Below are 24,253 nucleotides of genomic sequence, written 5' to 3'. Positions count from 1 at the left end.
CAGCGGGACGGACGGGAGGCCCGTGGCGGTCCTGCCACGGGCCTCCCGTCCGTCGTCCCCACGCGGCGGGCGCGGGGCGCTCCCCCCAGGACCGCTCCCCGCGACCGCCGCGTCAGTCGACGTCCGCCGGTGCCGCAGGGGCGAGCCGCGCGATCACCCGGTCGAGGCGGGCGTCCACCTGCGGCTGCCGCGTCGAACCCTTCCGGAGCGCGGCCGCGTCGGTCGCGGTGACGTGCAGCAGCCGCTCCCACTCCGCCGCGTACAGCGCGCTGCGGTAGCCGGATGACTCCTGGCACGCGACGTCCCGTCCGGCGACGGCGACCTCGGCCTTCCCCGGATCGTCCGAGAACAGGACGACCTGGTCGCCGTCACGGGCGCTGACGTGCATCGAGGGGGACGGCATGCCCTCCGGACCCGCCGGCAGGTCCGGCACACCGGACGGCGCCATGCAGGTGCGCCACCCGGCCGCGGCCGTGCGGACCGGGTCGTCCTGGCGTGCGTCCAGCGCCGCCAGGTACGTCAGGCGCTGGGCCAGTTCGGACGCGGTCTGCTCGGTGCCGCGCAGCGTGGTGCCGAGGGTCTTCCGGGCGGCGTTCCAGCAACGGGCGGCCACGTCGTCCGGGAGCGCGGCGAACGCGGCCTGGCGGTCCGGGTCGTACCCCCACTGCCGCAGGCCCTCCTGGTTCGCACCGGCGGCGGACGGCCCGTGGTAGCCGCGGGTCTCGGCGAGCGCCGCGGTGAGGGGCCGGGTGGTCGCGAGTGCGGGTGCGGGGTTCGCCCGAGCGGCGGTGTCGGCCACGTCGTCGTCGGCCTGCAGCCCGGCCGCGGTCGCCCAGGGAGCCGGGTCGTCGATGCCGGCCTTCCGCAGGCAGGGCTGGGCCACCAGGTCCTCGGCGTACGTGGTCTTCGACGAGGCCGGCGCGACGAAGGCGTCGAGCGGCATCGCCCACGCCGTGCTGTCCTGTTCGACGGTGGGGGCGACCGCGACGTCGGCGCGTTCGGGCAACCCGTGGACGACGGCGGTGGCCAGTCCGGCGAGGACGACGACGGCGGTGCCGGTCTTCGCGACGCGGTTCGTGATCTGCATGGTTCCCCCTAGGCGCGGACGAGGCCGCGTTCGTGTGCGGTGATGACGACCTGGATCCGGTTCCGGAGTCCGAGCTTCGTCAGGACGGCGCGGACGTGGGTCTTCACGGTGGCGTCGCTCAGGAAGACCGACTCGGCGATCTCGGCGTTGCTGAGCCCCTTCGCGACGAGCAGGAAGACCTCGCGCTCGCGGGCCGTCAGCGCGTCGAGGACCTCGTCGCGTCGGTCGGTCACGGCCGGGGTGCCCTGCGCGCGCAGCAGGTCGAGTGCCTCGGCTTCGGTCGGGGCCGGTCGCCCGGCGTGCACGTCGCGGATGGTCGCGGTGACGACGTCGGGCAGGGCGTCCTTCGTCAGGAACGCAGCGGCGCCGGCGCGGAGTGCGGCGAGCACGGCATCGTCGCGGCGGATGGTCGTGAGCGCGACGACCCGCGGGCGGTCCTGGGTCGAGGCGACGAGACGCGTCAGGGTCTCGATGCCGTTCATGACCGGCATCCGCAGGTCGAGCAGCAGCACGTCGGGGTGCTCGGCGGCGCAGAGCTCGAGGGCGGCGGCACCGTCACCGGCGGTCCCGACACAGGTCATGTCGTCCTGGGCGTCGACGAGCATCTGCATCCCGGTGGCGAACAGCCGCTGGTCGTCGACGACGGCGACGCGGACGGCGCTCATCGGACGTGCTCCGGCAGGACGGCCTCGGTGTCGCTGTCGGTGTCGGCCGTCGCCGTGGTCGGCACGGCCGCGGTCGTCGGCAGCCACGCGGTGACGACCCACTCGTCCGGGGTGTCGCCGACACCGGCACGCAGCCAGCCGCCGGCCAGCCGGGCACGCTCCTGCATCCCGGCGACACCGGACCCCGCGCCGTCGAGCTCGACGAGGGGTTCGCTCCCCCGTGACGTCACGACGACGCCGAGCCCCGGGCCGCGCCAGTCGAGCGCCACCCGGGCCGTCGCTGTCCGCCCCTGGTGCTTCAGCACGTTCGTCAGGCTCTCCTGCACGATCCGGTGCACCGCGCTGGCGCTGCCCGCGGGCAGGACCCCGGCGCCGTGCTCCTCGAACGTCGCGGTCATCCCGAGCTCCCGCATGTCCTCGACCAGGTCGGGGACGTCGGGCAGCCCGTGGCGGTCGGCGTCGTCACTCGCCTGGATGCGTTCCACCAGGGCCCGGACGTCGCCCAGTGCCGAGCGGCTCACGTCGGCGATGTCCTGCAGCGCCCGGGCGGCGTGCTCGTCCCGCACGGCGATGGCCGCGGCACCCTGGGCCTGGGACACGACGACCGCCAGTGAGTGGGCGAGCGAGTCGTGCACGTCGCGGGCGATCCGTGCGCGCTCCTGCTCGGCCCGGAGCTCGGTCGTGGTCACCTCGGTGCGGCGTTGCGCCTCGACCACCCGGACCCGGGCGAGGCCGATCCGCCACGCGGCACCGATGGCCACGCCGACCGCCCAGGTGACACCGCTGACCCCGACGAACGCGAAGGTGATCGTGACGAGGTCGGACCGGGTCCCGCCGGAGTTCCCCACCCAGCTGCCCCAGACGTCCTGGTCGGCAGCGGTCGGGACCGCCATCGCCCAGGCGGCCGCCGCGCTCGCGAGCAGGAGCACGGGGACCGCCAGGTAGCGGAGCAGGTCGGACCGACCGGCGCCGACGACGCCGACGACGATCGCGATCGCCAGGTACTCCGGCCAGGTCGTGTCGGTCGGCCGGGTGAGCAGTCGGGCCGCCTGCAGGAGCGGGATGCCGACGACCAGTCCGAGCGCGGTCGCGGGCATCCACGCGGCGAGGCCGATGGCGACGGCGAAGGCCGACACCACGACGACGTGGTCGGCGAGCCCCGCGCGTCCGGCCTCGGCGACGATCCAGAGCACGAGGTACACGGCGCCGGCGGCGGGGGCCAGCAGGTGCCGGTACCGGCGGAGGAGGGAGGTCATGACGCGAGCGTATGGGCCGCGCCGGACGGGGACCGAGCCGTTCGGCCGCTTTTCATCCGAGGTGATGAGGTCCGACCGGACGGCTCAGCGGCCGACCTCCCGACGGTGCTCCTGCGCGGCGCGGAGGACGTCGCGCGCCCGGTCGCTCGCTGCCTCGGCCTCGTCGCGGGCTGCCTCGAGCCGGGTGATCTCGGCCTCGGCCTGCTCGAGGGCACGCTGGAGCTCCGCGCGGCGCTCCTCCGCCTGTTCGAGATCGGCCTCGGCGGCGTCGAGTGCTGCGTCGGCGTCGCGGGACTCCGCGCGCGCTGCGGTCTCGGCCTGGCGCGCGGCCTTCCGGTCCGCGGCCGGGTCGCGCTTCGGTTCGGGTTCGGCGTCCGGCTCCGACTCCGGGGCGTCGCGCTGCGCGGGCCCGGAGACACGGCTCGCCTTCCGCGCACCCCTCGCCTGGGAGATGGGGATGGGTGGGGCATCGCTGCCGGACCAGGCATCGGGGACCGCGTCCGGATCCGCGAGCGCCCCGTCGAGGTCGACCGCGTCGAACCCCACGCTCTCGAGCGCCGTCACGAGCAGCCCCGACCGGACGGCCGCGCCGGCGTGCGGGTCCGCCATCGCCGCCTCGATCGTCGACCGGACCTGCTCGAGCACCGCCGGGGTGACGGGGTGTCCGGCGTCGGACGCCAGGTCCGCGCCGGCCTGCGCGAGGGCGTCGACGACCTCGGCGCGCTGCCGACGGAGGGTCCGGATCGCGTCGGGGTCGGCGTCCGCCTGCGCCTTGCGGAGCGCCGGTCCGAGGTCGACGGCGTCGTCGAGGGCACCGTCGTGGGCGAGCAGGTCGATCACCCAGGCAGCCGGGGCGGGCTTCCGGAGCTTCCCGATCGCCGTCGCGAGGGCACGGTCGTCCTTCCGCGCCGCGCGTTGTCGTGCGGTGCGTTCGGCGACGAAGTCCTGCGGCGCGACGAGCAGCAGCTCCCTGGCGACGTCGGCGAACTCCATGCCACCACTGTGCCTGCTCACACCGTGCCTGCTCAACACCGTGCCCGCCACGGCGTCGGGGACTACCAGTCGTGGACGGTGCCGTCGGCCAGGCGGTTGAACGGCAGGTACGCCTGCTCGTAGGGGTACTTGCCGGCTTCGTCGACGTCGAGGCTGACCCCGAGGCCCGGCTCGTCACCCGGGTGCAGGTAGCCGTCGGTGAACGTGAAGGTCTGGTGGAACACCTGGTTGGTCTGCGGCCCGTGCTGCATGTACTCCTGGATGCCGAAGTTGTGGATCGCGAGCCCGAGGTGCATCTGCGCGGCGAGCCCCACCGGGGAGATGTCGGTCGGTCCGTGGAACCCGGACCTGACCTGGTACAGCGCCGCGTACTCCATCGTCTTCTTGAGCGGCGTGACGCCGCCCATGTGCGTGACGGCACCGCGGACGTAGTCGATGAGCTGGTCGCGGATGATGTCCTTGAAGTCCCAGATGGTGTTGAAGACCTCGCCGATCGCGAGCGGCGTCGTGGTGTGCTGCCGGACGAGCTTCAGGGCCTCCTGGTTCTCGGCGGGGGTGCAGTCCTCGAGCCAGAACAGGTCGTAGGGCTCGAGCGACTTGCCGAGCTTGGCGGCCTGCAGCGGGGTCATCCGGTGGTGGCCGTCGTGCAGCAGGGGCAGTTCGGGGCCGAACTCGTTGCGGACGGCCTCGAACACGGTGGGCACGTGGCGCAGGTAAGCGCGGGTGTCCCAGTCCTCCATCGCCGGGTTCGCACCACGCTGGGCGGGCTCGAAGTCGTAGCGGACGCCGGCATTGCCCTCGGTGGTCGTGTTCGACGCGATGCCGTAGATGGACTCGAGGCCGGGGACCCCGGTCTGCACCCGGATCGAGCGGTAGCCCTCTTCCTGGTGTTCGCGGATGGAGTCGAACAGCTCGGGCAGCTCCTTGCCCGAGGCGTGGCCGTACGCCATGAGCCCGGTGCGCGATGCCCCGCCGAGCAGCTGGTACAGCGGCATCCCGGCGACCTTCGCCTTGATGTCCCAGAGGGCCATGTCGACGGCCGCGATCGCGGCCATGGTGACCGGGCCGCGGCGCCAGTACGACGACCGGTACAGGAACTGCCAGGCGTCCTCGATGCGGCTGGCGTCACGGCCGACGAGCAGCGGGACGACGTGCTCGGACAGGTAGGCGGAGACCGCGAGCTCACGGCCGTTCAGGGTGGCGTCGCCGAGTCCGGTGACGCCGTCGGCCGTGGTGAGCTTGAGCGTCACGAAGTTCCGGTTCGGGCTGGTCACGATGACCTCGGCCCGATCGATCAGCTGGCCGCGGTCCGCCGAGGCCCAGGTGTCCGGACGGCCGGCGGTGGTCTCGGCCGGCCCGCTGTCGGCGGCGCCGGGCACCGGGGCCGCGGGGTTCGTGGTGTTCGTGTCGGTCATGCGTGGACTCCTCCGTTGGAGCGTTCGCGGGCGCGTGCCGCGGCGGTGCGGATGCGGTCGACCGCCGCCGTCACGGCGGCGACCACGGGGGCGGTGTCGAGTTCGGGCGCGACGACGGCCAGGACGTCGTGCACGTCCGAGTCTGGCCCGGGGGCACCGGGGTCGTCCACCAGGTCGGACTGCTCGGTGACGTGCAACCACCACGCGGCGAGGGCGGTGGCCGCTCCGGTGCCGATGCCGGCCGAGGGGTCGCGGGCGAGCCGGTGCCGCACGACGTCGACGACACGGACGGGCAGCTTCTGCGAGCCGCCGGACGCGATCTGCCGCAGCGTGTGCCGGATGCGCGGGTTGGCGAACCGCTCGACCAGGGCCGCGCGGGCGTCGGTGACCTCGGCCTCGGGCAGCGGGAGCTCGAGCGCGGCTTCGTCCCAGAGCTGCTCGACGGCGGTGCGGCAGACCGGGTCGTCCATCGCCTCGGCCACGGTGTCGTGGCCGAGCTGCAACCCCAGGTAGGCGAGGAGCGAGTGCGAGCCGTTCAGCAGCCAGAGCTTCCGCTGCTCGTACGGGGTGACGTCGTCGACGATCCGGACGCCGGCCGTCTGCCACGCGGGCCGGTCGATGCCCGCGAAGGCGTCCTCGAGCACCCACTCGGCGAACGGCTCGGTGACGACGGGGACCCGGTCTCCGGCGAGCGCACCCGGCAGTTCCGACAGATGAGCGACGTCGGCGTCGGTGGTCGCGGGGGTGATCCGGTCGACCATCGAGCTCGGGAACGCGACGTTCGCCTCGATCCAGTCGCGCAGGTCGTCGTCGGTGACGGCGTCGAGCACGGCGCCGCGCAGGACCACCCCGTTGTGCGTCAGGTTGTCGAGACTGACCAGCGCGATGCGCCCGGAACCGGCGGCACGGCGGGCGTCGAGCCCCGCGACCAGCCGCGCCGGCACGTCGGAACCGGGCCGGTAGCCCTGCTCGGTGACCGTCAGCGTGACGATGGCTGTCTCGGGGGACGCGACCACGTGCCTCCAGGCCGTGTCGTCGCTGCCCGGGTGGGCGGCCACGATGGTGTCGACCACCTCGGCTCCGTCGCCGGACGCGGCTCGCGTGACCAGCGTGTACCGGCAGTCCTGCGCGGCCAACGCGTCCGCGGCCGCGGGCGAGCGGCCGGTGAAGGCAGTGATGCCCCACGGCCCCCCCGTGGTGTGGGCGGTGTACCAGGCGAGGTGGGCGCGAGCGAACGCACCCACCCCCACATGGACGATGCCCGGACGCCGGTCGGTCATGCCGACACCGGGACGAGGGAGCGGAGGTACGCCAGGTTGTCGGCGGTGCGGGTCTCGAGCGGGAGGTCGGTGGAGAAGTCCTCGATGGTGACCCACCCGTCGTACCCGACCTGGCGGAGCGCGTCGAGGTACTCGGACACCGACGCCTGGCCGGTGCGCAGGGGTGCCCACTCGTGCTGCCAGATCGAACTGCCGTCGGCCCGGGTGTCGCCGGTGTCGACCCAGCGGGCGTTCTTCACGTGGGCGTGTGCCAGGTACGGCCCGAGCAGTTCGAACGCGGCGAGGTGGTCCTCGTCACCCTCGATCACGAGGTTGCCGAGGTCGTGGATGACGCCGACGTGTGCGGGGTCGAGACCGTCGATCAGCCGCAGCGCTGCGGAGGCCGACGGTGTGATCGTCATGTGGTGCAGCTCGACCAACACCTTGACGCCGAGTTCGGCCGCGCGGTCCGCCGCCCACTCGAGGTCGGTGCGGGTGCGGTCGAAGAGCTCGGGGTAGGTCTCGCCGGTGCGTTCCTTCTCGGCCCGGTAGTTCGGCATCGTGACGCGGACCTGCCGGGCACCCAGTTCGCTGGTCACGCGCAGCATCGTCTCGACGCCGTCGTGGTCGGCGGCCGACTGGTAGCCGCCGATGCCCGAGTACTCGAGCCCGGCGGCGTCGGTGACCCGGGCGATCTCGCCGACCCGGTCGCGGATGCCGGTGTACTGCCACGTCGAGTTGTTGCCCGCCCAGAACGACCGTTCGGCGGGGACCTCGGCGCCGTCGGCCGGGCGGTCGTCGACGATGCGCCACTCGATGCCGTCCCAGCCCTGCGCGGCCAGGGTCTCGGCGGCTTCGGACGGGGTCCAGTCGGGGGTGGAGGCGGTGAACACGGAGAACTTCATCGGGTGGCTCCTTCGGTCGCGCTGGCGGTGGCGGGTGTGCCGACGACCGGCACCACGTCGTCGTACTTCCCGTCGATCACGTCGTCGATGCGCACGGGGTGCCCGAGCGTCGCACTGACGTAGAGCCCGCGGACGGTGGCGAGCGACACGAGGGCCGCGTCGACGGTGACCCCCGGTTCGCGTCCCTGCCGGATCGCGTCGACGATGTCCGTGTACTGCCGAGCGTGGCCCGCGGCGAAGTGGTCGGGTTCAGCCGGGCCGCCGACGACGTGCTCGGGCGGGACGACCTGGTCCTTCTGGTCGACCGCGCCGGCGACCGCGGTGGCGTTCGACGTGGTGGACGCGGACTCGAGCGTGGCGGTGTCCGGGGCGATGTGGAAGTACGCGAGCCGGTCGTCGTCGACGATGGCGGAGCCGTGCGTGCCGTACACGGCGTACCGGGCGGAGAGCCCCGGGTACGCCGCGGTCGTGCAGTGGACGACCCCGAGCGCCCCGCCGACGAACCGGACGGTGGCGACGGCGGTGTCCTCGACCTCGATGCGGTCGTGGGCGAGGAGCCCGGTCTGGGCCGAGATCTCGACCGGACGACCGAGCGCCCAGACGAGCAGGTCGACGGTGTGCACGCCCTGGTTCATCACGGCGCCGCCGCCGTCGAGCGCCCAGGTGCCGCGCCAGTCACCGGAGTCGTAGTACCCCTGCGACCGGTACCAGGCGACGCTCGCGAGCCCCGAGGTCACGGTGCCGAACCCGCCGTCGTGCGCGGCCCGGGCGACGGCTGCCGACGCCGGGTCGAAGCGGTGCTGGCTGATGACGCTGGTGACGAGTCCGCGGTCGCGCGCGGCTGCGGCGAGCGCCGCGATCTGCCGTGCCCGGGGCATCGTGGTGTCGAGCGGCTTCTCGATGACGACGTGCTTCCCCGCGGCCAGGGCGGCCTCGGCGAGCTGCACGTGCATGCCGGACGGCGAGCAGATCGCGACGACGTCGATGTCGGTCTGCTCGATCGCTTCCTCGATGGTGGACGTCGTGATCGGACGGTCGACGCCCATCGCCTCGATCGCGTCGGCTGCGCTCGTGGCGGCTTCGGGCACGGCGTCGACGAGGGCGACGACCTGCAGGTCGGGGTGGTGGACGGCGACGGTGGCGTGGTGGCGTCCGATGACACCGGCGCCGACGACGGCCAGGCGGAGCGGGTTGGTGGGTTCGGTCATCGCAGGGTGACTCCGATCTGGTCGGTGAGGGTGCGGAAGGCGCGGGCGGCACGACCGAAGGCCGCGGGACCGGAGAACCCGCCGAGGGAGGTGAAGTCGCTGAGGTGCGGCTCGAGCGAGGCGTACCCGGAGTACCCGGCGTCGCGGAGCGCGGTCAGGGTCTCGACGAGTTCGCCGTCACCCTCGCCCGCTGGCACCACCGACGAGTCGGCGGCGAGGGCGTCCTTGACCTGCAGGTAGTCGACGTACGGGGCGAGCTGCTCCCAGCCGTCGGTGAAGGGCCGGACGCCGCACTGCACGTAGTTCGCGTTGTCCCAGGCCAGGCGGAGCGCGGACGAACCGACGCTCTCGACGATGTCGAGCACGCGCGCGGGGACATCGCCGTAGATGTCCTTCTCGTTCTCGTGCAGCAGGGTCACGCCTTCGCGCTCGGCGAGGTCGGCCAGCGCCCGCATCCGGACGAGGACGTCGTCGCGGACGTCGTCGGGCGCGCGGCCCTCGAAGTAGAACGAGAAGATCCGGATGTTCGTCGTGCCGAGGACGTGCGCGGCACGGATCGCACGGGCGAGCCGTGACACCTCGTGCTCGACGGGTTCGTCGACGGGCACCTTGCCGATCGGCGAGGCGATCGCGGACACGGTCTGCCCGCGCTCGTCGAGCAGCCGGTGGAGTCCGGCGAGCTGGTCCTCGTCGAGGTCGACGACGTTGACGCCCCAGGCGCTGCGGACCTCGATGGCGCTCGCGCCGAGCGCCTGGAGGACCGCGACCTGGACGACCGGGTCGGCGTCGATCTCGTCGCCGAAACCGGAGAGTTCCCAACTGGGCTGGTCGGTCATGGTGTCCTTTCGTTCGGACTGGAGGCGCGTGGCGGGGCCGCCACGGGCCTCCAGTCCGGTTCTGGGTTGCGGCCTACTTGACGGAGCCAGCGGTGAGCCCGCCGACCAGGTAGCGCTGGAAGATCAGGTACAGGGCGACGACGGGGACCGCGCAGACGATCGAGGCGGCCATCATCTGGCCGTAGATCGGGACCGCGCCGCCCTCCTGGGTGGTGCCGAGCACCTGCAGGACCACGGCGACCGTCCGGGTGTTCGGGGTCGTCATGATCGTGGAGAACAGGACGTCGTTCCAGCCGAGCAGGAAGGCGAAGATCGCGGACACGACGATGCCCGGCCACGACAGCGGCAGCACGATCTTCGTCAGGATCTTCGTCGAGCTGGCGCCGTCGATGCGCGCCGCCTCCTCGAGCTCCTTCGGCAGGCCGCGCAGGTACGTGACCATGACCCACGTCGAGAACGGCAGGGCGAAGGTCAGGTAGGTGACGAACAGGCCCCAGCGGGTGCCGATGATCTGCACGCCGGTGGCGCTGGCGATGTTCGAGAACACCACGAAGACCGGCAGGAGCAGGAGCGTGCCCGGGATCGACTGCAGGGCGAGGAGCCCACGCAGGATGGTCAGCCGCCCGAGGAACCGGAACCGGACGAGCACGTAGGCCGTGGACACGGCGAGCGCGGCACTCGCGACGGCGACGGCACCGGCGGTGAGCATCGAGTTCACCAGTCCCTCGCCGAGGGCGACGGTGGACCAGATCTCGACGTAGTTCGACAGCGTGAACTCGGACGGGAAGTACTCGCCACGGGCGACGGCGACGTCGGAGTTGACCGAGCCGAACAGGATGTAGAGCACGGGGACGGCGATGAACGCGATGATCACCGCGATGACGGTGACGAGCAGCCAGCGCGGCAGCAGCCGGGTGACGTCGGTGTCGTACGGGCGCTTGTTCCGTCGCCCGCCGTTGCCGGTCGTGATGCTCTCGGTGAGCGTCGCGGTGGGGCGGGTGCGGGTGCTGAAGGACGTGCTCGGGGTGGTCATGCGCGTGCTCCGTCGATGTCGGCGGCGGTCGGGGCGGCGGCGAGCGTGGCGCGGTCGGCGCGACGCTGCTTCCGGTTGGGGCCGGCGTCGTCGCCGGTGTCGAGCTTGACCGCCCGCAGGTAGACGAACAGCGGGATCGCGACGATCACGAGCGAGCAGATCGCCATCGCCGCGGACAGGCCGAAGCGGAACGACTGGAAGCTCGCGATGTACGTCAGGACGGGCATCACCTCGACGCTGGACGGCAGCGGGATGCCGAACAGCACGAACGGCAGCGTGAAGTTGTTGATGTTGTGCAGGATCGAGATGATCACCGCGAGGCTGAGGGGTCCGCGCAGGTACGGGAAGATGATGTAGCGCAGCTTCGCCCACCAGGTCACCCCGTCGAGCGCGGCGGCCTCGTGCACCTCGTTGTCCACGGCCTGCAGCCCGGCCAGGGACAGCAGGTAGACGAAGGGCCAGCTCGTCCAGATCATCACCCCGGCGAGCGCCCAGTACGACGCCGAGCCGTTCAGCCACAGCACGTCGGTGTGCAGGATCGAGTTCACGACGCCCTGCGGCTGGAGCATCGTGCGGAAGAACGTGCCGACGACGAACGCGGGCAGCACGTACGGGATCAGGTAGATCGAGCGGACGAGCCCGCGACCGGGGAACCGGTTCTGGGTCGAGATCGCGGCGGCGACCCCGATCGGCACGGTCACGGCCGTGACGAGCACCGACAGCGACACCGAGATCCAGATGGAGTGCAGCAGCGGCGAGTTCGTGAACGCCTCGGTGAAGTTGGCGAACCCGACGAACGGGGCGCTGAACCACTGGCGGAGCGTGTACTGGTCGAGGTCGAGCATCGCGATCCAGAAGCCCACCAGGAGCGGCACCACGATGACGGCGAGCATGAGGACGCCGCCGGGCAGGAGCATCCACAGTGGACGCTCCCGTTTGTAGAGGGGCGTCTTGCCGGCGGGGCGGACCGGCCGGGGCGGCGCCGCGTCGGTGCGGGGCCTGGTCTGCGTGCTGGTCATCACAGACCTCCGTTCTTCTGACGGTCGAGGGTGGCCTGGGCGTCCTTCTGGGCGTCCTGCAGTCGCTTGCGGAGCTGGTCGTCGGTGACCTCGCCGGACTTCAGCGACGGGATCGACTGCACGACCACGTCGACCAGGGCGAGCTGGATGTCGGACCAGGCGCCGGTGAACGCGGTCGGCTTGGACAGGCGGCCGGCGTCGATGATCGGCTTGAGCTGCGGGTTGTCGGCCGCCAGGTCGGCGGCGGCGGACGCGTTGGTCGGCAGGTTGCCGAACAGGTCGTAGTACTCGAGCTGGGCCTTCGGCGCGCTGAGCTGCTTGACGAACGCGAACGACAGCTCCTGCTTGGTGCCGTAGTCGGCGACGACCCAGTTGTCGCCGGACAGGATGCTGGCGGCCTCGATGCCGTCGGACGGACGTTCCGTCGCACCCGGCGGGACGGTCGGCAGCAGCGCGAACTCGTACTTGCCGTCGACCTTGGTGCCCTTGAAGGAGTTGATGGCGGTGGTGGTCGTCATCGGGAAGAACGCCGCCTTGCCCTCGGTGAACTGCGCGAGGGCCTGGGCGTTGTTCCAGCCGATCGCGGCCGGGTCGACGACACCGTCCTTCGTCACCCAGTCGAAGTAGGTGCGGTAGGCGTTCTCGACGGCCTCGCTGTCGATCTCGGCCTTCGAGCCGTCGACGATCGTGTTGCCGGCGTTCTGGGCCATCCCCCACACGAACTTCCAGGGGTCGAAGCCGTCGGCGTAGGCGATCGCCATGCCGTGGCGTCCGTCACCCGTGGTGGCCTTCGCGTCGGCGGTCAGCTCGTCCCACGTCGTGGGCATGTCGGTGATGCCGGCCTTCGCGAGCAGGTCCTTGTTCACCGCCATCACGAACGGACGGCTGGCGAACGGGATCCCGATCTGCTTCGACGCACTCGGACCGGAGATGCCGAACGACGCGGGGTCGAACTGGTCCTTGCCGCCGATCGCGTCCCACTCCTTCGTGCCCATCTTGACGAAGGCACCGGTGGCGTACGCGGTCGGTGTGAAGGTGGTGCCGATCGCGTAGACGTCGGGGCCCTGCCCGGAGATGACGCTCGTCTGGATCGCGGTCAACTCCTCCTGCGCGGACGAGTAGGTCTCCCACTGGATGTCGGCACCGGTCGTGCGCTTGAACTCGGCGGCGGTCTCCCGCTGCCACTGCTTGCGTTCCTTGGGGTAGGTGGTGTCCGCGCCCATCATCACGCGGAGGGTGTTCGGGTCGTCGCCGCTGCCGTTCACCACGGCACATCCCTGCAGGGACAGTGCGGCGAGGGCGACCACGGCGACGGCACCGACGAGGGTGCGGACTTGCAGTCTTCGCGTCTTCACGGGGGTTTCCTCCTCGAGACCTCCTCCGAGCGGCGCTGCTCGGTGGCACCACTGTTCCGCCGTTGGCAACATGCGGCAACCGGTTGCCACTTGTTGCCAGACGCGAATACGTTCGGCCTCGTGAAGGACCTCTCGACGGACGGCGGCGGGCGCACGGGCGGTGCTGCCGGCGCCGCCGCTGGTGCCGCGCGTCGCGTCACCATCCGTGACATCGCCGACGCCACCGGGGTCGCCGCGTCCACCGTCTCCCGCGCCCTGTCCCTGCCCGACCGGGTCAACCCCGTCACCCAGGAGCGCATCCAGCGGGCCGCCCGCGAGCTCGGCTACGTCGCCAACTCGCAGGCCCGGGCGCTGACCTCGGGCCGCACCCGCGCCGTCGCCGTGCTCGTGTCCGACATCACGAACCCGTTCTACTTCGACGTCATCCGGGGCACCCAGCACCAGCTCGCCGGCGCCGGCTGGACGCAGCTGCTCGTCGACACCGAGGAGTCCGCCGACGCCGAGATGGCCGCACTCACCGCCGTGGGGGCGAAGGCCGACGGGGTCGTGCTCACGGCGTCACGACTGTCCGACGCGCAGATCGCACGGTTCGCGGAGCGGATCCCCCTGGTCGTCGTGAACCGTCGGCCCACCGGCGTGCCCTCGGTGCTCATCGACACCCCCGGCGGGGTGGAGCAGGCGGTGCAGCACCTGGTGTCACTGGGACACCGGGAGATCCTGTACGTCGCCGGGCCGGACAGCTCGTGGTCGAACGAGCGTCGGTGGCGCGCCCTCGTGCAGGTCGCCAAGCGCCTGGGGATCCGCGTCGCCCGGGTCGGGCCGCACGCACCCTTCGTCGACTCCGGCGCGGCGGCCGCCGACGCCGCCGTGCACGCCGGTGCGACCGCGTGCATCGCCTTCAACGACCTGATCGCCATCGGGATGCTCGCCCGGTTGCGGGAGCGCGGGGTCCGCGTCCCCGGGGACATGAGCATCGTGGGCTGCGACGACATCTTCGGCGCCGACTTCTGCAACCCGCCGCTCACCACGATGACCTCGCCGATCGAGCGTGCCGGCCGGGTCGCGATCCGGATGCTGCTAGGACGGCTCGGCGCGCTGCCCGCCGACGAACTGCCCGGGGAGCACATGTCCGGTGCCGTCGCCCTGCCCACCCACCTGACCGTGCGCGAGTCGACCGGACCGGCACCCCGTGCCGGCACCGGCACCGACTGATCCCGCACGAGCAGCCCCCGCACTCGCCACCGGCGAACTCGCCGCCCCCCGAAGGAGTCGATGATGACCCGCACCAGCACCCCCACCCGGCTCGCACCGCACCCCGACCGGCTGTTCCCCGCCGACCCCGGGGCACGAGCCGTGGCACGCACCGTGTACGAGGCGGTCAAGGACGCCCCGATCATCTCGCCGCACGGGCACGTCGATGCGGCGCTGATCGCCTCGGACCAGCCGTTCAGCGACCCCGCATCGCTGCTCATCACGCCCGACCACTACGTGCTCCGCCTGCTGCACGCGAACGGGGTGGACCTGGCCGCGCTGGGACGCACGGACCTGTCGGGAACCGACCCCGTGCCTCCAGGCCGCGCCGTCTGGCGGCAGCTGGCGGAGCACTGGGACGACTTCCTCGGGACCCCCGTGCGCTACTGGTTCGAGACGGAGCTGCACGACGTGTTCGGGCTCGAGCAGGCGCCGTCCGCCGCGAACGCGGACGACCAGTACGACCACATCGCCGGCCTGCTGGCGTCCCCCGCCTTCCGGCCACGCGCGCTCTTCGACGCCTTCGGCATCGAGGTCCTCGCCACCACGGACGGGCCGGCGGACGACCTCGCTGCGCACGCGCAGCTCGCGGCGGACCCCGACTTCACCGGCCGGGTGCTCCCCACGTTCCGCGCGGACGCCGTGTTCGACCCGACGCGGTCGGACTGGAGGCCCGTGGTCGCGTCGATCGGCGAGGCCGCCGGCATCGACACGGGCACCCACGCAGGGCTGCTGGCGGCTCTCCGCGCACGTCGCCGGTACTTCATCGAGCACGGCGCGACCGCCACGGACACCGGGGTGCTCGACGCGGGCTCCGCTCCCCTGCCGTCGAGCGAGCGGGAACGCATCCACGCGGCGGCGCTGCGCGATGCGTCGTCGGTCACCGAGGCCGAGGCGACGGCGTACCGGCACGACATGCTCTACCGCTGGGCGGAGATGAGCGTCGAGGACGGCCTCGTCATGCAACTGCACCCCGGCGTGATCCGGAACCACCACACCCCGACGCTCGAGCGCTTCGGGCCGGACACCGGGCACGACCTGCCGGCCGTCGGGTCCTTCACCGAGCCGCTCCGGCCGCTGCTCGAGTCCTTCGGCACCGCTCCCGGGTTCCACCTGGTGCTCTTCACCGTCGACGAGACCGTCTTCTCGCGCGAGATCGGGCCGCTCGCGGGCTTCTACCCCGCCGTGTACGCGGGCGCGCCGTGGTGGTTCATCGACACCCCGGCGGCCATCGGGCGCTACCGGTCGGCCGTCACCGACTCCGCGTCGTTCACCAAGACCTCCGGGTTCATCGACGACACCCGCGCGTACTGCTCCATCCCCGCGCGGCACGACATGGCGCGGCGGGCGGACGCGGCGTACCTGGCGTCGCTCGTGGTCACGCACCAGATCTCCGAGGAGGACGCCGTCCGCGCCGCCCGGCGCATCGTGTCCGACATCCCGCGGGCGACGTTCAAGCTCTGACGCGGGCGGGTGCGGCGCGGCGCGGTGCGGCTGCTTGGCGCAGCGCGGTGTTGCTGCTTGGTGCGAGGTTCCGTTCTCGGTGCGAGGGTTGCCGGGTCGCACGGAACACGGAACCTCGCACGGTTCGGCGCTGCGGCGGTACGGTCGGGCGCATGACGGAGCGGGTGACGGCGGCGTACAGCGCTCGGGCCGACGAGTACGCGGCGCTGCTCGGGTCGATGGACGCCGTCCACCCCGACGACCGAGCCCTCGTCGACGCCTGGGCAGCCGGTCAGAGCGGTCCCCTGGTCGACGCCGGGTGCGGCCCCGGCCACTGGACGGCGCACCTCGCACGGCAGGGGCACCGTGTCAGCGGCATCGACGCGGCGCCGGAGTTCGTCGAGCACGCACGACGGACGCACGGCTCCTCGGTCGACTTCCGGGTTGGGTCACTCGACGCGCTCCCGCTCGCGGACGGCAGCGTCGACGGGGTCCTGGCCTGGTACTCGGTGATCCACCACGAACCGTCGCGGATCGGTGGGCCACTCGACGAGTTCCGTCGGGTGCTCACCCCCGGCGGTGGGCTGCTGCTCGGGTTCTTCGAGGGCGCCGCGGTCGAAGCCTTCGACCACGCGGTCATCACCGCCTACCGCTGGCCGGTCGCGTCCCTGGTGGCGCTGCTGGACGAAGCGGGCTTCGACGTCGTGGACGTCCACACCCGCACGGACCCGGGGCACCGGCCGCACGGGGCGATCAGTGCGGTGCGCCGCTGATCGGCCGCGGTGTCAGAGCTGCCAGCCCGGAGTGACGAGTCCGGTCTCGTAGGCGAACACGACGAGCTGCGCGCGGTCGCGGGCACCGAGCTTGATCATCGCTCGGGAGACGTGGGTCTTCGTGGTGAGCGGACTGACGAACAGCCGCGCGGCGATCTCGGCGTTGGTGAGCCCGACCGCCACGAGCTGCATGACCTCGCGCTCGCGATCGGTGAGCACCGAGAGGCCCGGCGCGAGGGACGACGGCTTCGCGTGGGTGGCGTACGCCTCGACCAGGGAACGGGTCGCACCGGGTGAGAGCAACGAGTCGCCGGCCACCACGGTGCGGACGGCGCGGAGGAGTTCGGCGGGTTCCGTGTCCTTCACCAGGAACCCGGCCGCCCCGGACCGGATCGCCTCGAAGACGTAATCGTCCTGCTCGAAGGTCGTGAGGATGACGACGTGCACGCCCTCGAGGTCCGGGTCGTCGCTGATGCTGCGGGTGGCGGCGAGCCCGTCGGTGCCGGGCATGCGGATGTCCATGAGCACCACGTCGGGTCGCAGCGCCCGGGCAGCTTCGACCGCAGCGTCCCCGTCGCCGGCCTCGCCGACGACGGCCATGCCGGGTTCGGCGTCGAGGAGCGCGCGGAGGCCGGCACGGATGAGGACCTGGTCGTCGACGAGCAGGACGGTGATCGGGGTCATGATCCGGCTCCGTCCGCGACGTCGATCGAACCGGCGTCGTCGGTCGAACCGCCGGTACTGATCGGCAGGCGCGCCACGACGCGCCAACCGCCGTCCGTCGTCGGACCCACGGACAGCTCTCCGCCGACCGCGGCGGCGCGCTCCCGCATGCCGATGATGCCGTTGCCGGTCGCGCCGAGGCCGACTCGTCGCGCGGAGCGGTCCGGGACAGCCGACGGGTGGTCCTCGACGACCAGGTCGACGACGTCGGCCCCGACGGTGACCACGACCGACGTGTCGTGACCGGGGGCGTGCTTCATGACGTTCGTGACGGATTCCTGCACGATGCGGAAAGCGCTCCGGCCGGTGGTCCCGGTGACGCTCGACGGGTCGCCGTGGATCCGGAGCTCGACCGCGACGCCGGCGGCACGCGCTCGATCGACGAGCTCCGCGACCCGATCGAGGCCGGGAACGGGACTCCGATCGGGTCCACCGTTGCTCGCGGGGCCACCATCCACCGAGCGCAGCACCCCGAGGATCGTCCGGAGCTCGACGAGCGCATCGCGGCTCGAGTCACGGATGTTCAGCAGGGCGTCGTGGGTCTGCGCGGGGAGTCCGTCACCGAGGTGCAGAGCCACGCCCGCCTGCAGGTTGATGAGGGACATGCTGTGCGCCACCGAGTCATGCAGTTCGCGGGCGATGCGTACACGCTCCTCGCCCGCCCGCACCCGTTCGGCTTCGGCACGCTGTCGACGGCGTTCGGCGACCCGCTCGATCTGAACCCGGACGAGTTCGGACACGGCGATCGTCACCGTCAGCCACGCCGCGCACAGCAGCACAGCACCGAGGTCGAGCCCCGGAGCCCGGCCGAGCAGCACGTCGGCCGACGGGAGCACCAGGACAGCGACGACAGCGGCCACCGCCACGGTCCGTCGGTGGCCACGCAGCCACGCGTTCGCGATCGCCATCGTGAGCGCCGCCACGAAGGGCCCGCGGGGGCTGACGACCAGGGCGTACCCGACGGTCGTCGCCAACGTGACGAGCAGCACCGATCGTGGCCACCGCCACCGCCACGGCAGGACGACGACGCCGGCCACGAGGAGCAGGCCGGCGAGTGGGCCGAGCACGACGGGATCGACGCCGCCGACCGCACCGTGTCGTGCCCACGGCGGACCGCCCGGCCCTGCGACCGTGATGCGGGACGCGAGGATCGTGCCGACGATCTGCACGACGGCCACCGGCAGGACCCGACCGGACCGGGCGAATCGCTGGCGCCCCGGCCAGCGGTCGCCAGCCGAGTCGCGGTCGTCTTCGCGTGGCCCTGTCGTCATGGGTCGAGCCTAGGGACGTCGGTCCGCCCCGGCATCGACCGCAGGGGTGCCTGTGGACTACTCCCCGGGGAGTACGGCCCTGGTGAGGAACGACCGCAGTACGACCGCGGGAGCAGACGGAAGTGGGGCTGCGCGGCGGACGCGTGGCGGGCCTCCAGGCCGGAGAGTCGACGTGTCGCGACAGCGGCCCCGAAACCCACCACAGGAGATCACCGTGTTCACGTCCATCACCGCATCCGCACTCACGACGGCAGCAGCCCACGGCCCGTACTGGCAGGGCGGCGGGTTCCCGTTCTTCCTGTTCCCAGCGTTCTTCCTCTTCGCGTTCCTCGTCGTGTTCCTGGTGTTCGGGGTGCTCCGACGAGGGAGCTGGCGCGCCCGCTCCGACGCCCGCGGTGTGCTGGCCGACCGGTTCGCTCGCGGCGACATCGACGCCGAGGAGTACCGCGCCCGGCTGTCCGAGCTCAGCCGGAAGTGACCGCGAGCGCGGCGAGGATCTCCCGCACGGTGTCGTCGACCGATCCGTCGATCGACACCGCGACGGCGGCCTCGTCGTGCTGCGGCCGCTCGAGGGTCGCGAACTGCGAGTCGAGCAGCGTCGTCGGCATGTACTCGTGCTGGCGGTGGGACTGCCGTTCGGCGATCAGGTCGCGCGACCCGTCGAGGAAGGCGATGACGAGACCCCGCGCCGACTCGCGCAGACGGTCCCGGTAGGCGCGCTTGAGCGCCGAGTTCGCCATCACGCACCGGGAGCCGCCCGATTCGACCGCGGCGATCCGCTCGGCGCAGGCGTCGAGCCACGGCCAGCGGTCCTCGTCGGTGAGCGGGATGCCCTGCCGCATCTTCTCCTTGTTGGCGGCCGGGTGCAGGTCATCGGCGTCGACGAAGACGCACGGTTCACCCTGCGCGACCAGGGCGTCGGTGAGCGCCTGGCCGATGGTGGACTTGCCGGAGCCGGAGACCCCCATCACGAGGACGGGCGGGTGGACAGCGAGCTCGCTCATCCCTCCACAGTATTGATCCGGTGAACTCTGGTCCCCAGTTCCCGGAACACCTGTGCGGTCCCAGACCACCGGTCGTAGGTTGGGCGCCAACGTCAGGACAAAGGAGGCCCCCGTGGCAGACAACAACGGTCAGGCGAACATCGGAGTCGTGGGACTCGCAGTGATGGGCTCGAACCTCGCCCGCAACCTCGCATCGCGCGAAGGCAACACGGTGGCGGTCTACAACCGCACGTACGCCCGCACCGAGGAGCTGCTCCAGGAGCACGGCGACGCCGGGTTCATCGCGTCCGAGGACATCGACGGGTTCGTCGCCTCGCTGTCGAAGCCCCGGACGGCCATCATCATGGTGCAGGCCGGCAAGGGCACCGACGCCGTGATCGGGCAGCTCGCCGAACGGTTCGAACCGGGCGACATCATCGTCGACGGCGGCAACGCGAACTTCCACGACACCATCCGACGTGAGCACGACCTGCGCGAGAAGGGGCTGAACTTCGTCGGCACCGGCATCTCCGGTGGTGAAGAGGGCGCGCTCAAGGGCCCGTCGATCATGCCGGGTGGCTCGAAGGAGGCCTGGGAGACGCTCGGGCCGATCCTCAAGTCGATCGCCGCGGTGGCCGAAGGTGAACCGTGCGTGACCCACATCGGCACCGACGGCGCCGGGCACTTCGTCAAGATGGTGCACAACGGCATCGAGTACGCCGACATGCAGCTCATCGCCGAGTCGTACGACCTGCTCCGTCGCGTCGGCGGACTCTCGGTGGAGGACCTGGTGCAGGTCTTCGACGAGTGGAACAAGGGCGACCTCGAGTCCTACCTGATCGAGATCACCGGCGAGGTCCTCAAGCAGCGCGACGCCGACACCGGCAAGCCGCTCGTCGACGTCATCCGTGACGCGGCCGGCTCGAAGGGCACCGGCGTCTGGACCGTGCAGAACGCCGTGGGCCTGGGCATCCCGGTGTCGGGCATCGGCGAAGCCGTGTTCGCCCGTGCGGTGTCGTCGAAGCCGACGCAGCGTGCCGCCGTGCAGCAGTCGGTCAAGAACCGTCCGCAGATCGCCGAGGTGCCGGACACCTTCGCCGACGACGTCCGTGCGGCGCTCTACGCTTCGAAGGTCGTCGCGTACGCACAGGGGTTCGACCTCATCATCGCCGGGGCGAAGGAGTACGGCTGGGACATCGACCTCGGCAACGTCGCGAAGATCTGGCGGGGCGGCTGCATCATCCGTGCCCAGTTCCTGAACCGCATCGTCGAGGCCTACGCCGAGAACCCGAAGCTCGAGTCGCTGCTGGTCGACCCGTACTTCGCGAACGCGGTGGCCGAGGGCGAAGCCGCCTGGCGCCGCATCGTCGGCATCGCGGCAGCGTCGGGCGTCCCCGCGCCGGGCTTCTCGTCCGCGCTGTCGTACTTCGACTCGCTCGCGTCCGACCGTCTGCCGGCGTCGCTGATCCAGGGCCAGCGCGACTTCTTCGGCGCACACACCTACCAGCGCATCGACAAGGACGGCACCTTCCACACGCTGTGGTCGGACGACGACCGCCGCGAGGTCGAGCAGGAGCCGTCCACGCACTGACGACCGCGCCCACTGCCGCACCCGCTGCCGACCACCGTGGTCGGTGCGGGGCCTCGCCAGGAGGGCCTCGCTGAACCCGGGGCCCTCCGCCGCGTCAGGCGACGATGCGTTCCCGTGCCAGGTCGGCGACGAGTCGGTCCAGCCGCGGACCGCGCCCGAGTAGCCGACGCGAACCCGGAGCGCTCCGGACGAAGAAGGTCGCCACGGCGGGGGTGTCGTCCGGTCGCACGTGGTGGATCGCCACCGCACACGCGCGGCGAGCAGCACCGGAACCGCCAGGTCGCGGCGAGTCGCCGGGTCGCCCCGCGCCGTCGGCTGCTGCTGCTGCACCGTCGAGTCGTCCCGAGCCGTCGAAGCCGTCCGCCACGTCCTCGAGTCCGACGTGCACGACACGGCTCCACCGGATCACGAGCAGCCGGGTCGCCCGTCGTTCGTCGAGTTCCCACAGGGAGGCCTCGGTGGCGCCGAAGGCCCAGGTCACGCGCGAACCGAGGTGGGTGTCCGGACGGACCTCGTCGACGATGCCACGGAGTTCCGGTGTCGGCGCCGCCGGCACGAGCCACACCGTCGGGTCGATCCGCCGGATGGCGAGCGCGAGGGCTTCGTCCGCCTGCCGCCGCCGTGCCGTCGCGGTCCGCACGACGGCGACCACGATGATCACGACGCCGAGGGCGATCGCGCCGAACTCGACGATGCCGTACCAGGAGAGGTCGACGCCCGGCGCCGTCGAGACGACGACGATCCGGGTGATCAGGAGGACCAGCCAGACGGCGACGATCACCCAGCGCAGGGTGGCGAGTCGACGTGCCGGAGACATCGGTGTCCGCCGTGCACCGCGGGCACGACCGGACCGCGGGACACCATCCGGACGCTGCAGCACGGTCCGATCCTCCCACGAGCCGCCCGGCACCTGCTGGCCGAACCCGATGAACGCGCGGGGAAGCCCGCACACACAGCCCACGAGCGGCCGGGAGACCTACGCTCGGGCGGTGACCACCGAGACGACGGACGAACCGATCGGGCGATCGACGGCGGGTCCGTCGGACGGCCCGAGCGGGCCCGACGGCCCTGCGACCCGACGTTGGACGCTGATCGCCGCGATCGTCGGCGTCGTGGCCGCCGCCGCGTTCCTCGGTGTCGCCGAGTTCGGCGCGCTGCTGCTCGGCGGAGCGGGCAGCCCCCTGGTCGCCGTCGGGTCCGCCGTCATCGACCTCGCTCCCCCGGGTGCGAAGGACTTCATGGTCGCCGTGTTCGGCACCGGGGACAAGGTCGCCCTGTTCGTGCTCATGACGGTGATCGTCATCGCGATCAGTGCCGGTGCCGGTGTCCTCGAACGCGTGCGCCCACCCTTCGGCGCCCTCGTGTTCGCCGCCGGAGGTGTGCTGGCGCTGCTGGCCGTCAGCACCCGCTCGGGCAGCGGGACGCTCGACGGTGCCCCGACGGTCCTCGGCATCGCGGCAGCGGTGGTCGTCCTGCGTCTGCTGCTCCAGCGGCTGCGTCGGTGGGAGGCCGCGGCGACCGTGCCGACGGCGGCACCGCGACCCGCGTCGACGGAGCGCCGGACGTTCCTGGTCTGGGGCGTCGCGACGGCGACCGTCGCGGTCGCGGTGGGCACCGCCTCCCGGCTGGGGTCGTCCGCGATGCAGGCGGCCGCTGCTGCCAGGCGGGCCATCCGGCTGCCCGCCGCGGCGACCGCTGCACCGGCGGTCCCCGCGGGTGCGTCGCTCGACGTCGACGGCATCACCCCCTACATCACGCCCAACGCCGACTTCTACCGGATCGACACGGCGCTGCGCGTGCCGCAGGTCGATCCCGCCGACTGGTCGCTCCGCATCCACGGTGCGGTCGAGCAGGAGATCACGCTGACGTGGGACGAGCTGCTCGCGCTGCCGCTCGAGGAGCACGTGGCCACCCTGAGCTGCGTGTCGAACGAGGTCGGCGGTGACCTCATCGGCACGGCACGCTGGTTGGGCTACCCCATCCGGAAGCTCCTCGCCCGGGCACGTCCGACGGGCGACGCCGACATGGTGCTCTCACGGAGCATCGACGGGTTCTCCGCCGGCACCCCGCTCGACGTGCTGCAGGACGACGGCACCGCGGCGCTGCTCGCGGTCGGGATGAACGGCGAGCCCCTGCCGACCGAGCACGGGTTCCCGGTGCGGATGGTCGTGCCGGGCCTGTTCGGGTACGTCTCGGCGACGAAGTGGGTCACCGAGCTCGAGGTCACCCGGTTCGCCGACGCGCAGGGCTACTGGACCCCGCGTGGCTGGTCGGAGCGGGGCCCGGTCAAGCTCGAGTCCCGCATCGACACCCCACGGAACGGGTCGACGGTGACCGCGGGCAAGCCGGTGGCGATCGCCGGGGTCGCGTGGCAGCCGCACAAGGGCGTGAAGGCCGTCGAGGTCCGCGTCGGAGACGGCGACTGGCAGCGCGCCGAACTCGCCGACTCGGTCTCTGCGGACACCTGGCGACAGTGGGTGGTGCGGTGGACGCCGGTCGCCGGCTCACACCGCATCGAGGTGCGCGCGACCAGTGCGGACGGCGAGGTGCAGACGAGCGTGGACCGGCCGCCGGCACCCAACGGTGCGACGGGCTGGCACACGGTCACGGTCGACGCGCGCTGACCGTCCGGGAGTGGGTCTGCGACACGCCCGCTGATTGCCGTCGAGGTGGCAGAAAGCGTCGGTTCGTTGGCGCGCAGGCGACACTTCGTGCCGCCTCGGCGAACCTGAGCGGTGTGTCGTGACCGCTCGACGCCGGGGCGCTCCAGTCACCCGACGGCCTGGAGGCCCGGTGCCAGCCCGCCCCGCCCCTCGCCCTGGTCGCACGACACGCCGCGTGCGTCGCGTCTGGGGTGCAGAAAGCGTCGGTTCGCGGACGCGCAGGCGACACTTCGTGCCACCTCGGCGAACCTGAGCGGTGTGTCGTGACCGCCCACCGCCGGCGCGCTCCGGACACCCGACGGCCTGGAGGCCCGGTGCCAGCCCGCCCCGCCCCTCGCCCTGGTCGCGCGACACGCCACGTGCGTCACGCCGGGGGTACCGAAAGCGTCGGTTAGCAGACGCGCAGGCGACACTTCGTGCCGCCAAGGCGAACCTGAGCGGCATGTCGTGACCGCCCGCCGCCGGCGCGCTCCGGTCGCCCGATGGCCTGGAGGCCCGGTGCCGGCCCGCCCCGCCCCTCGCCC

General features: G+C 72.1%; 22 protein-coding genes. 6 read left to right on the top strand and 16 right to left on the bottom strand.

Annotation, left to right across the window (positions count from 1 at the left end):
- Nucleotides 1–112: 112 nt before the first annotated feature.
- The 12 genes from BIU89_RS09210 to BIU89_RS09155 all read right to left on the bottom strand — a co-directional run bounded on the left by BIU89_RS09210 (nt 113) and on the right by BIU89_RS09155 (nt 13,031).
- A complete protein-coding gene (locus tag BIU89_RS09210) occupies nt 113–1,087 on the bottom strand; it encodes a hypothetical protein (RefSeq protein WP_071246009.1) in 975 nt (324 codons plus the stop codon).
- A gap of 8 nt (nt 1,088–1,095) precedes the next feature.
- A complete protein-coding gene (locus BIU89_RS09205) occupies nt 1,096–1,752 on the bottom strand; it encodes a response regulator transcription factor (RefSeq protein WP_027464485.1) in 657 nt (218 codons plus the stop codon).
- Nucleotides 1,749–3,008 carry a sensor histidine kinase gene (locus BIU89_RS09200; protein WP_071246005.1) on the bottom strand — a complete coding sequence of 420 codons (1,260 nt, stop codon included), beginning with the start codon at nt 3,006–3,008 and terminating at the stop codon, nt 1,749–1,751. The genes BIU89_RS09205 and BIU89_RS09200 overlap by 4 nt, the downstream gene beginning before the upstream one ends.
- 84 nt (nt 3,009–3,092) lie before the next feature.
- Nucleotides 3,093–4,001: a hypothetical protein gene (locus BIU89_RS09195; protein WP_071246003.1), complete on the bottom strand. Its 909-nt coding sequence runs from the start codon at nt 3,999–4,001 to the stop codon at nt 3,093–3,095.
- 62 nt (nt 4,002–4,063) lie between these two features.
- The gene (gene manD, locus BIU89_RS09190) at nt 4,064–5,416 is read right to left on the bottom strand and encodes a D-mannonate dehydratase ManD (RefSeq protein ID WP_254791556.1); all 1,353 of its coding nucleotides are present in this window, start codon (nt 5,414–5,416) and stop codon (nt 4,064–4,066) included.
- Nucleotides 5,413–6,696: a mannitol dehydrogenase family protein gene (locus tag BIU89_RS09185; protein WP_071246001.1), complete on the bottom strand. Its 1,284-nt coding sequence runs from the start codon at nt 6,694–6,696 to the stop codon at nt 5,413–5,415. The genes manD and BIU89_RS09185 overlap by 4 nt, the downstream gene beginning before the upstream one ends.
- Nucleotides 6,693–7,580, bottom strand: a complete 888-nt coding sequence (locus BIU89_RS09180) for a sugar phosphate isomerase/epimerase family protein (RefSeq protein WP_071246000.1) — start codon at nt 7,578–7,580, stop codon at nt 6,693–6,695. Before BIU89_RS09180 ends, BIU89_RS09185 begins: the two co-directional genes overlap by 4 nt.
- On the bottom strand, nt 7,577–8,788 hold the full coding sequence (locus tag BIU89_RS09175) for a Gfo/Idh/MocA family oxidoreductase (RefSeq protein ID WP_071245999.1): 1,212 nt from the start codon (nt 8,786–8,788) through the stop codon (nt 7,577–7,579). Before BIU89_RS09175 ends, BIU89_RS09180 begins: the two co-directional genes overlap by 4 nt.
- A complete protein-coding gene (locus tag BIU89_RS09170) occupies nt 8,785–9,624 on the bottom strand; it encodes a sugar phosphate isomerase/epimerase family protein (protein ID WP_071245998.1) in 840 nt (279 codons plus the stop codon). The genes BIU89_RS09175 and BIU89_RS09170 overlap by 4 nt, the downstream gene beginning before the upstream one ends.
- 73 nt (nt 9,625–9,697) lie before the next feature.
- Nucleotides 9,698–10,657 (bottom strand): carbohydrate ABC transporter permease, encoded by a 960-nt coding sequence (locus BIU89_RS09165; protein WP_027464480.1) that lies wholly within the window; start codon nt 10,655–10,657, stop codon nt 9,698–9,700.
- Complete coding sequence (locus tag BIU89_RS09160) at nt 10,654–11,676, bottom strand: carbohydrate ABC transporter permease (protein ID WP_027464479.1); 1,023 nt, start codon at nt 11,674–11,676, stop codon at nt 10,654–10,656. Before BIU89_RS09160 ends, BIU89_RS09165 begins: the two co-directional genes overlap by 4 nt.
- A complete protein-coding gene (locus tag BIU89_RS09155; protein WP_175474995.1) occupies nt 11,676–13,031 on the bottom strand; it encodes an ABC transporter substrate-binding protein in 1,356 nt (451 codons plus the stop codon). Before BIU89_RS09155 ends, BIU89_RS09160 begins: the two co-directional genes overlap by 1 nt.
- A gap of 120 nt (nt 13,032–13,151) precedes the next feature.
- Here BIU89_RS09155 and BIU89_RS09150 point away from each other — a divergent pair, with 120 nt between their 5' ends.
- The 3 genes from BIU89_RS09150 (at nt 13,152) to BIU89_RS09140 (ending at nt 16,498) form a co-directional block, all read left to right on the top strand.
- Nucleotides 13,152–14,243 carry a LacI family DNA-binding transcriptional regulator gene (locus BIU89_RS09150; protein WP_071245997.1) on the top strand — a complete coding sequence of 364 codons (1,092 nt, stop codon included), beginning with the start codon at nt 13,152–13,154 and terminating at the stop codon, nt 14,241–14,243.
- 63 nt (nt 14,244–14,306) lie between these two features.
- Nucleotides 14,307–15,746: a glucuronate isomerase gene (gene uxaC / locus BIU89_RS09145; RefSeq protein ID WP_071245996.1), complete on the top strand. Its 1,440-nt coding sequence runs from the start codon at nt 14,307–14,309 to the stop codon at nt 15,744–15,746.
- Between the two features lie 152 nt (nt 15,747–15,898).
- Nucleotides 15,899–16,498 (top strand): class I SAM-dependent methyltransferase, encoded by a 600-nt coding sequence (locus BIU89_RS09140; protein WP_071245994.1) that lies wholly within the window; start codon nt 15,899–15,901, stop codon nt 16,496–16,498.
- A 12-nt stretch (nt 16,499–16,510) separates the two neighbouring features.
- On the opposite strand, the gene BIU89_RS09135 is transcribed toward BIU89_RS09140, so the two are convergent.
- Both BIU89_RS09135 and BIU89_RS09130 read right to left on the bottom strand, forming a co-directional pair.
- The gene (locus BIU89_RS09135) at nt 16,511–17,182 is read right to left on the bottom strand and encodes a response regulator (protein ID WP_071245992.1); all 672 of its coding nucleotides are present in this window, start codon (nt 17,180–17,182) and stop codon (nt 16,511–16,513) included.
- Nucleotides 17,179–18,492, bottom strand: a complete 1,314-nt coding sequence (locus BIU89_RS09130) for a sensor histidine kinase (protein WP_071245990.1) — start codon at nt 18,490–18,492, stop codon at nt 17,179–17,181. The genes BIU89_RS09135 and BIU89_RS09130 overlap by 4 nt, the downstream gene beginning before the upstream one ends.
- Nucleotides 18,493–18,706: 214 nt before the next feature.
- Between BIU89_RS09130 and BIU89_RS09125 the strand changes: the two genes are divergently transcribed.
- A complete protein-coding gene (locus BIU89_RS09125; protein WP_139178914.1) occupies nt 18,707–18,970 on the top strand; it encodes an SHOCT domain-containing protein in 264 nt (87 codons plus the stop codon).
- Here BIU89_RS09125 and BIU89_RS09120 read toward each other — a convergent pair.
- Complete coding sequence (locus BIU89_RS09120) at nt 18,957–19,496, bottom strand: gluconokinase (RefSeq protein WP_071245987.1); 540 nt, start codon at nt 19,494–19,496, stop codon at nt 18,957–18,959. The genes BIU89_RS09125 and BIU89_RS09120 overlap by 14 nt on opposite strands.
- A gap of 112 nt (nt 19,497–19,608) precedes the next feature.
- Between BIU89_RS09120 and gndA the strand changes: the two genes are divergently transcribed.
- Entirely contained in the window at nt 19,609–21,066 is a 1,458-nt protein-coding gene (gene gndA, locus BIU89_RS09115; protein WP_027464472.1) for an NADP-dependent phosphogluconate dehydrogenase, read from the top strand.
- A 94-nt stretch (nt 21,067–21,160) separates the two neighbouring features.
- Here the strand turns inward: gndA and BIU89_RS09110 are convergent, their stop codons facing one another.
- On the bottom strand, nt 21,161–21,883 hold the full coding sequence (locus BIU89_RS09110) for a hypothetical protein (protein WP_139178911.1): 723 nt from the start codon (nt 21,881–21,883) through the stop codon (nt 21,161–21,163).
- Between the two features lie 172 nt (nt 21,884–22,055).
- Here BIU89_RS09110 and BIU89_RS09105 point away from each other — a divergent pair, with 172 nt between their 5' ends.
- Nucleotides 22,056–23,690, top strand: coding sequence for a molybdopterin-dependent oxidoreductase (locus BIU89_RS09105; protein ID WP_083404278.1), 1,635 nt, complete (start codon nt 22,056–22,058; stop codon nt 23,688–23,690).
- Nucleotides 23,691–24,253 lie beyond the last annotated feature (563 nt).

Source organism: Curtobacterium sp. MCBA15_005 (genome assembly GCF_001864855.1).
Lineage (GTDB): Bacteria > Actinomycetota > Actinomycetes > Actinomycetales > Microbacteriaceae > Curtobacterium > Curtobacterium flaccumfaciens.
The sequence above is the reverse complement of the archived record's forward strand: the minus strand, read 5'-3'. Positions and strand labels throughout refer to the sequence as shown.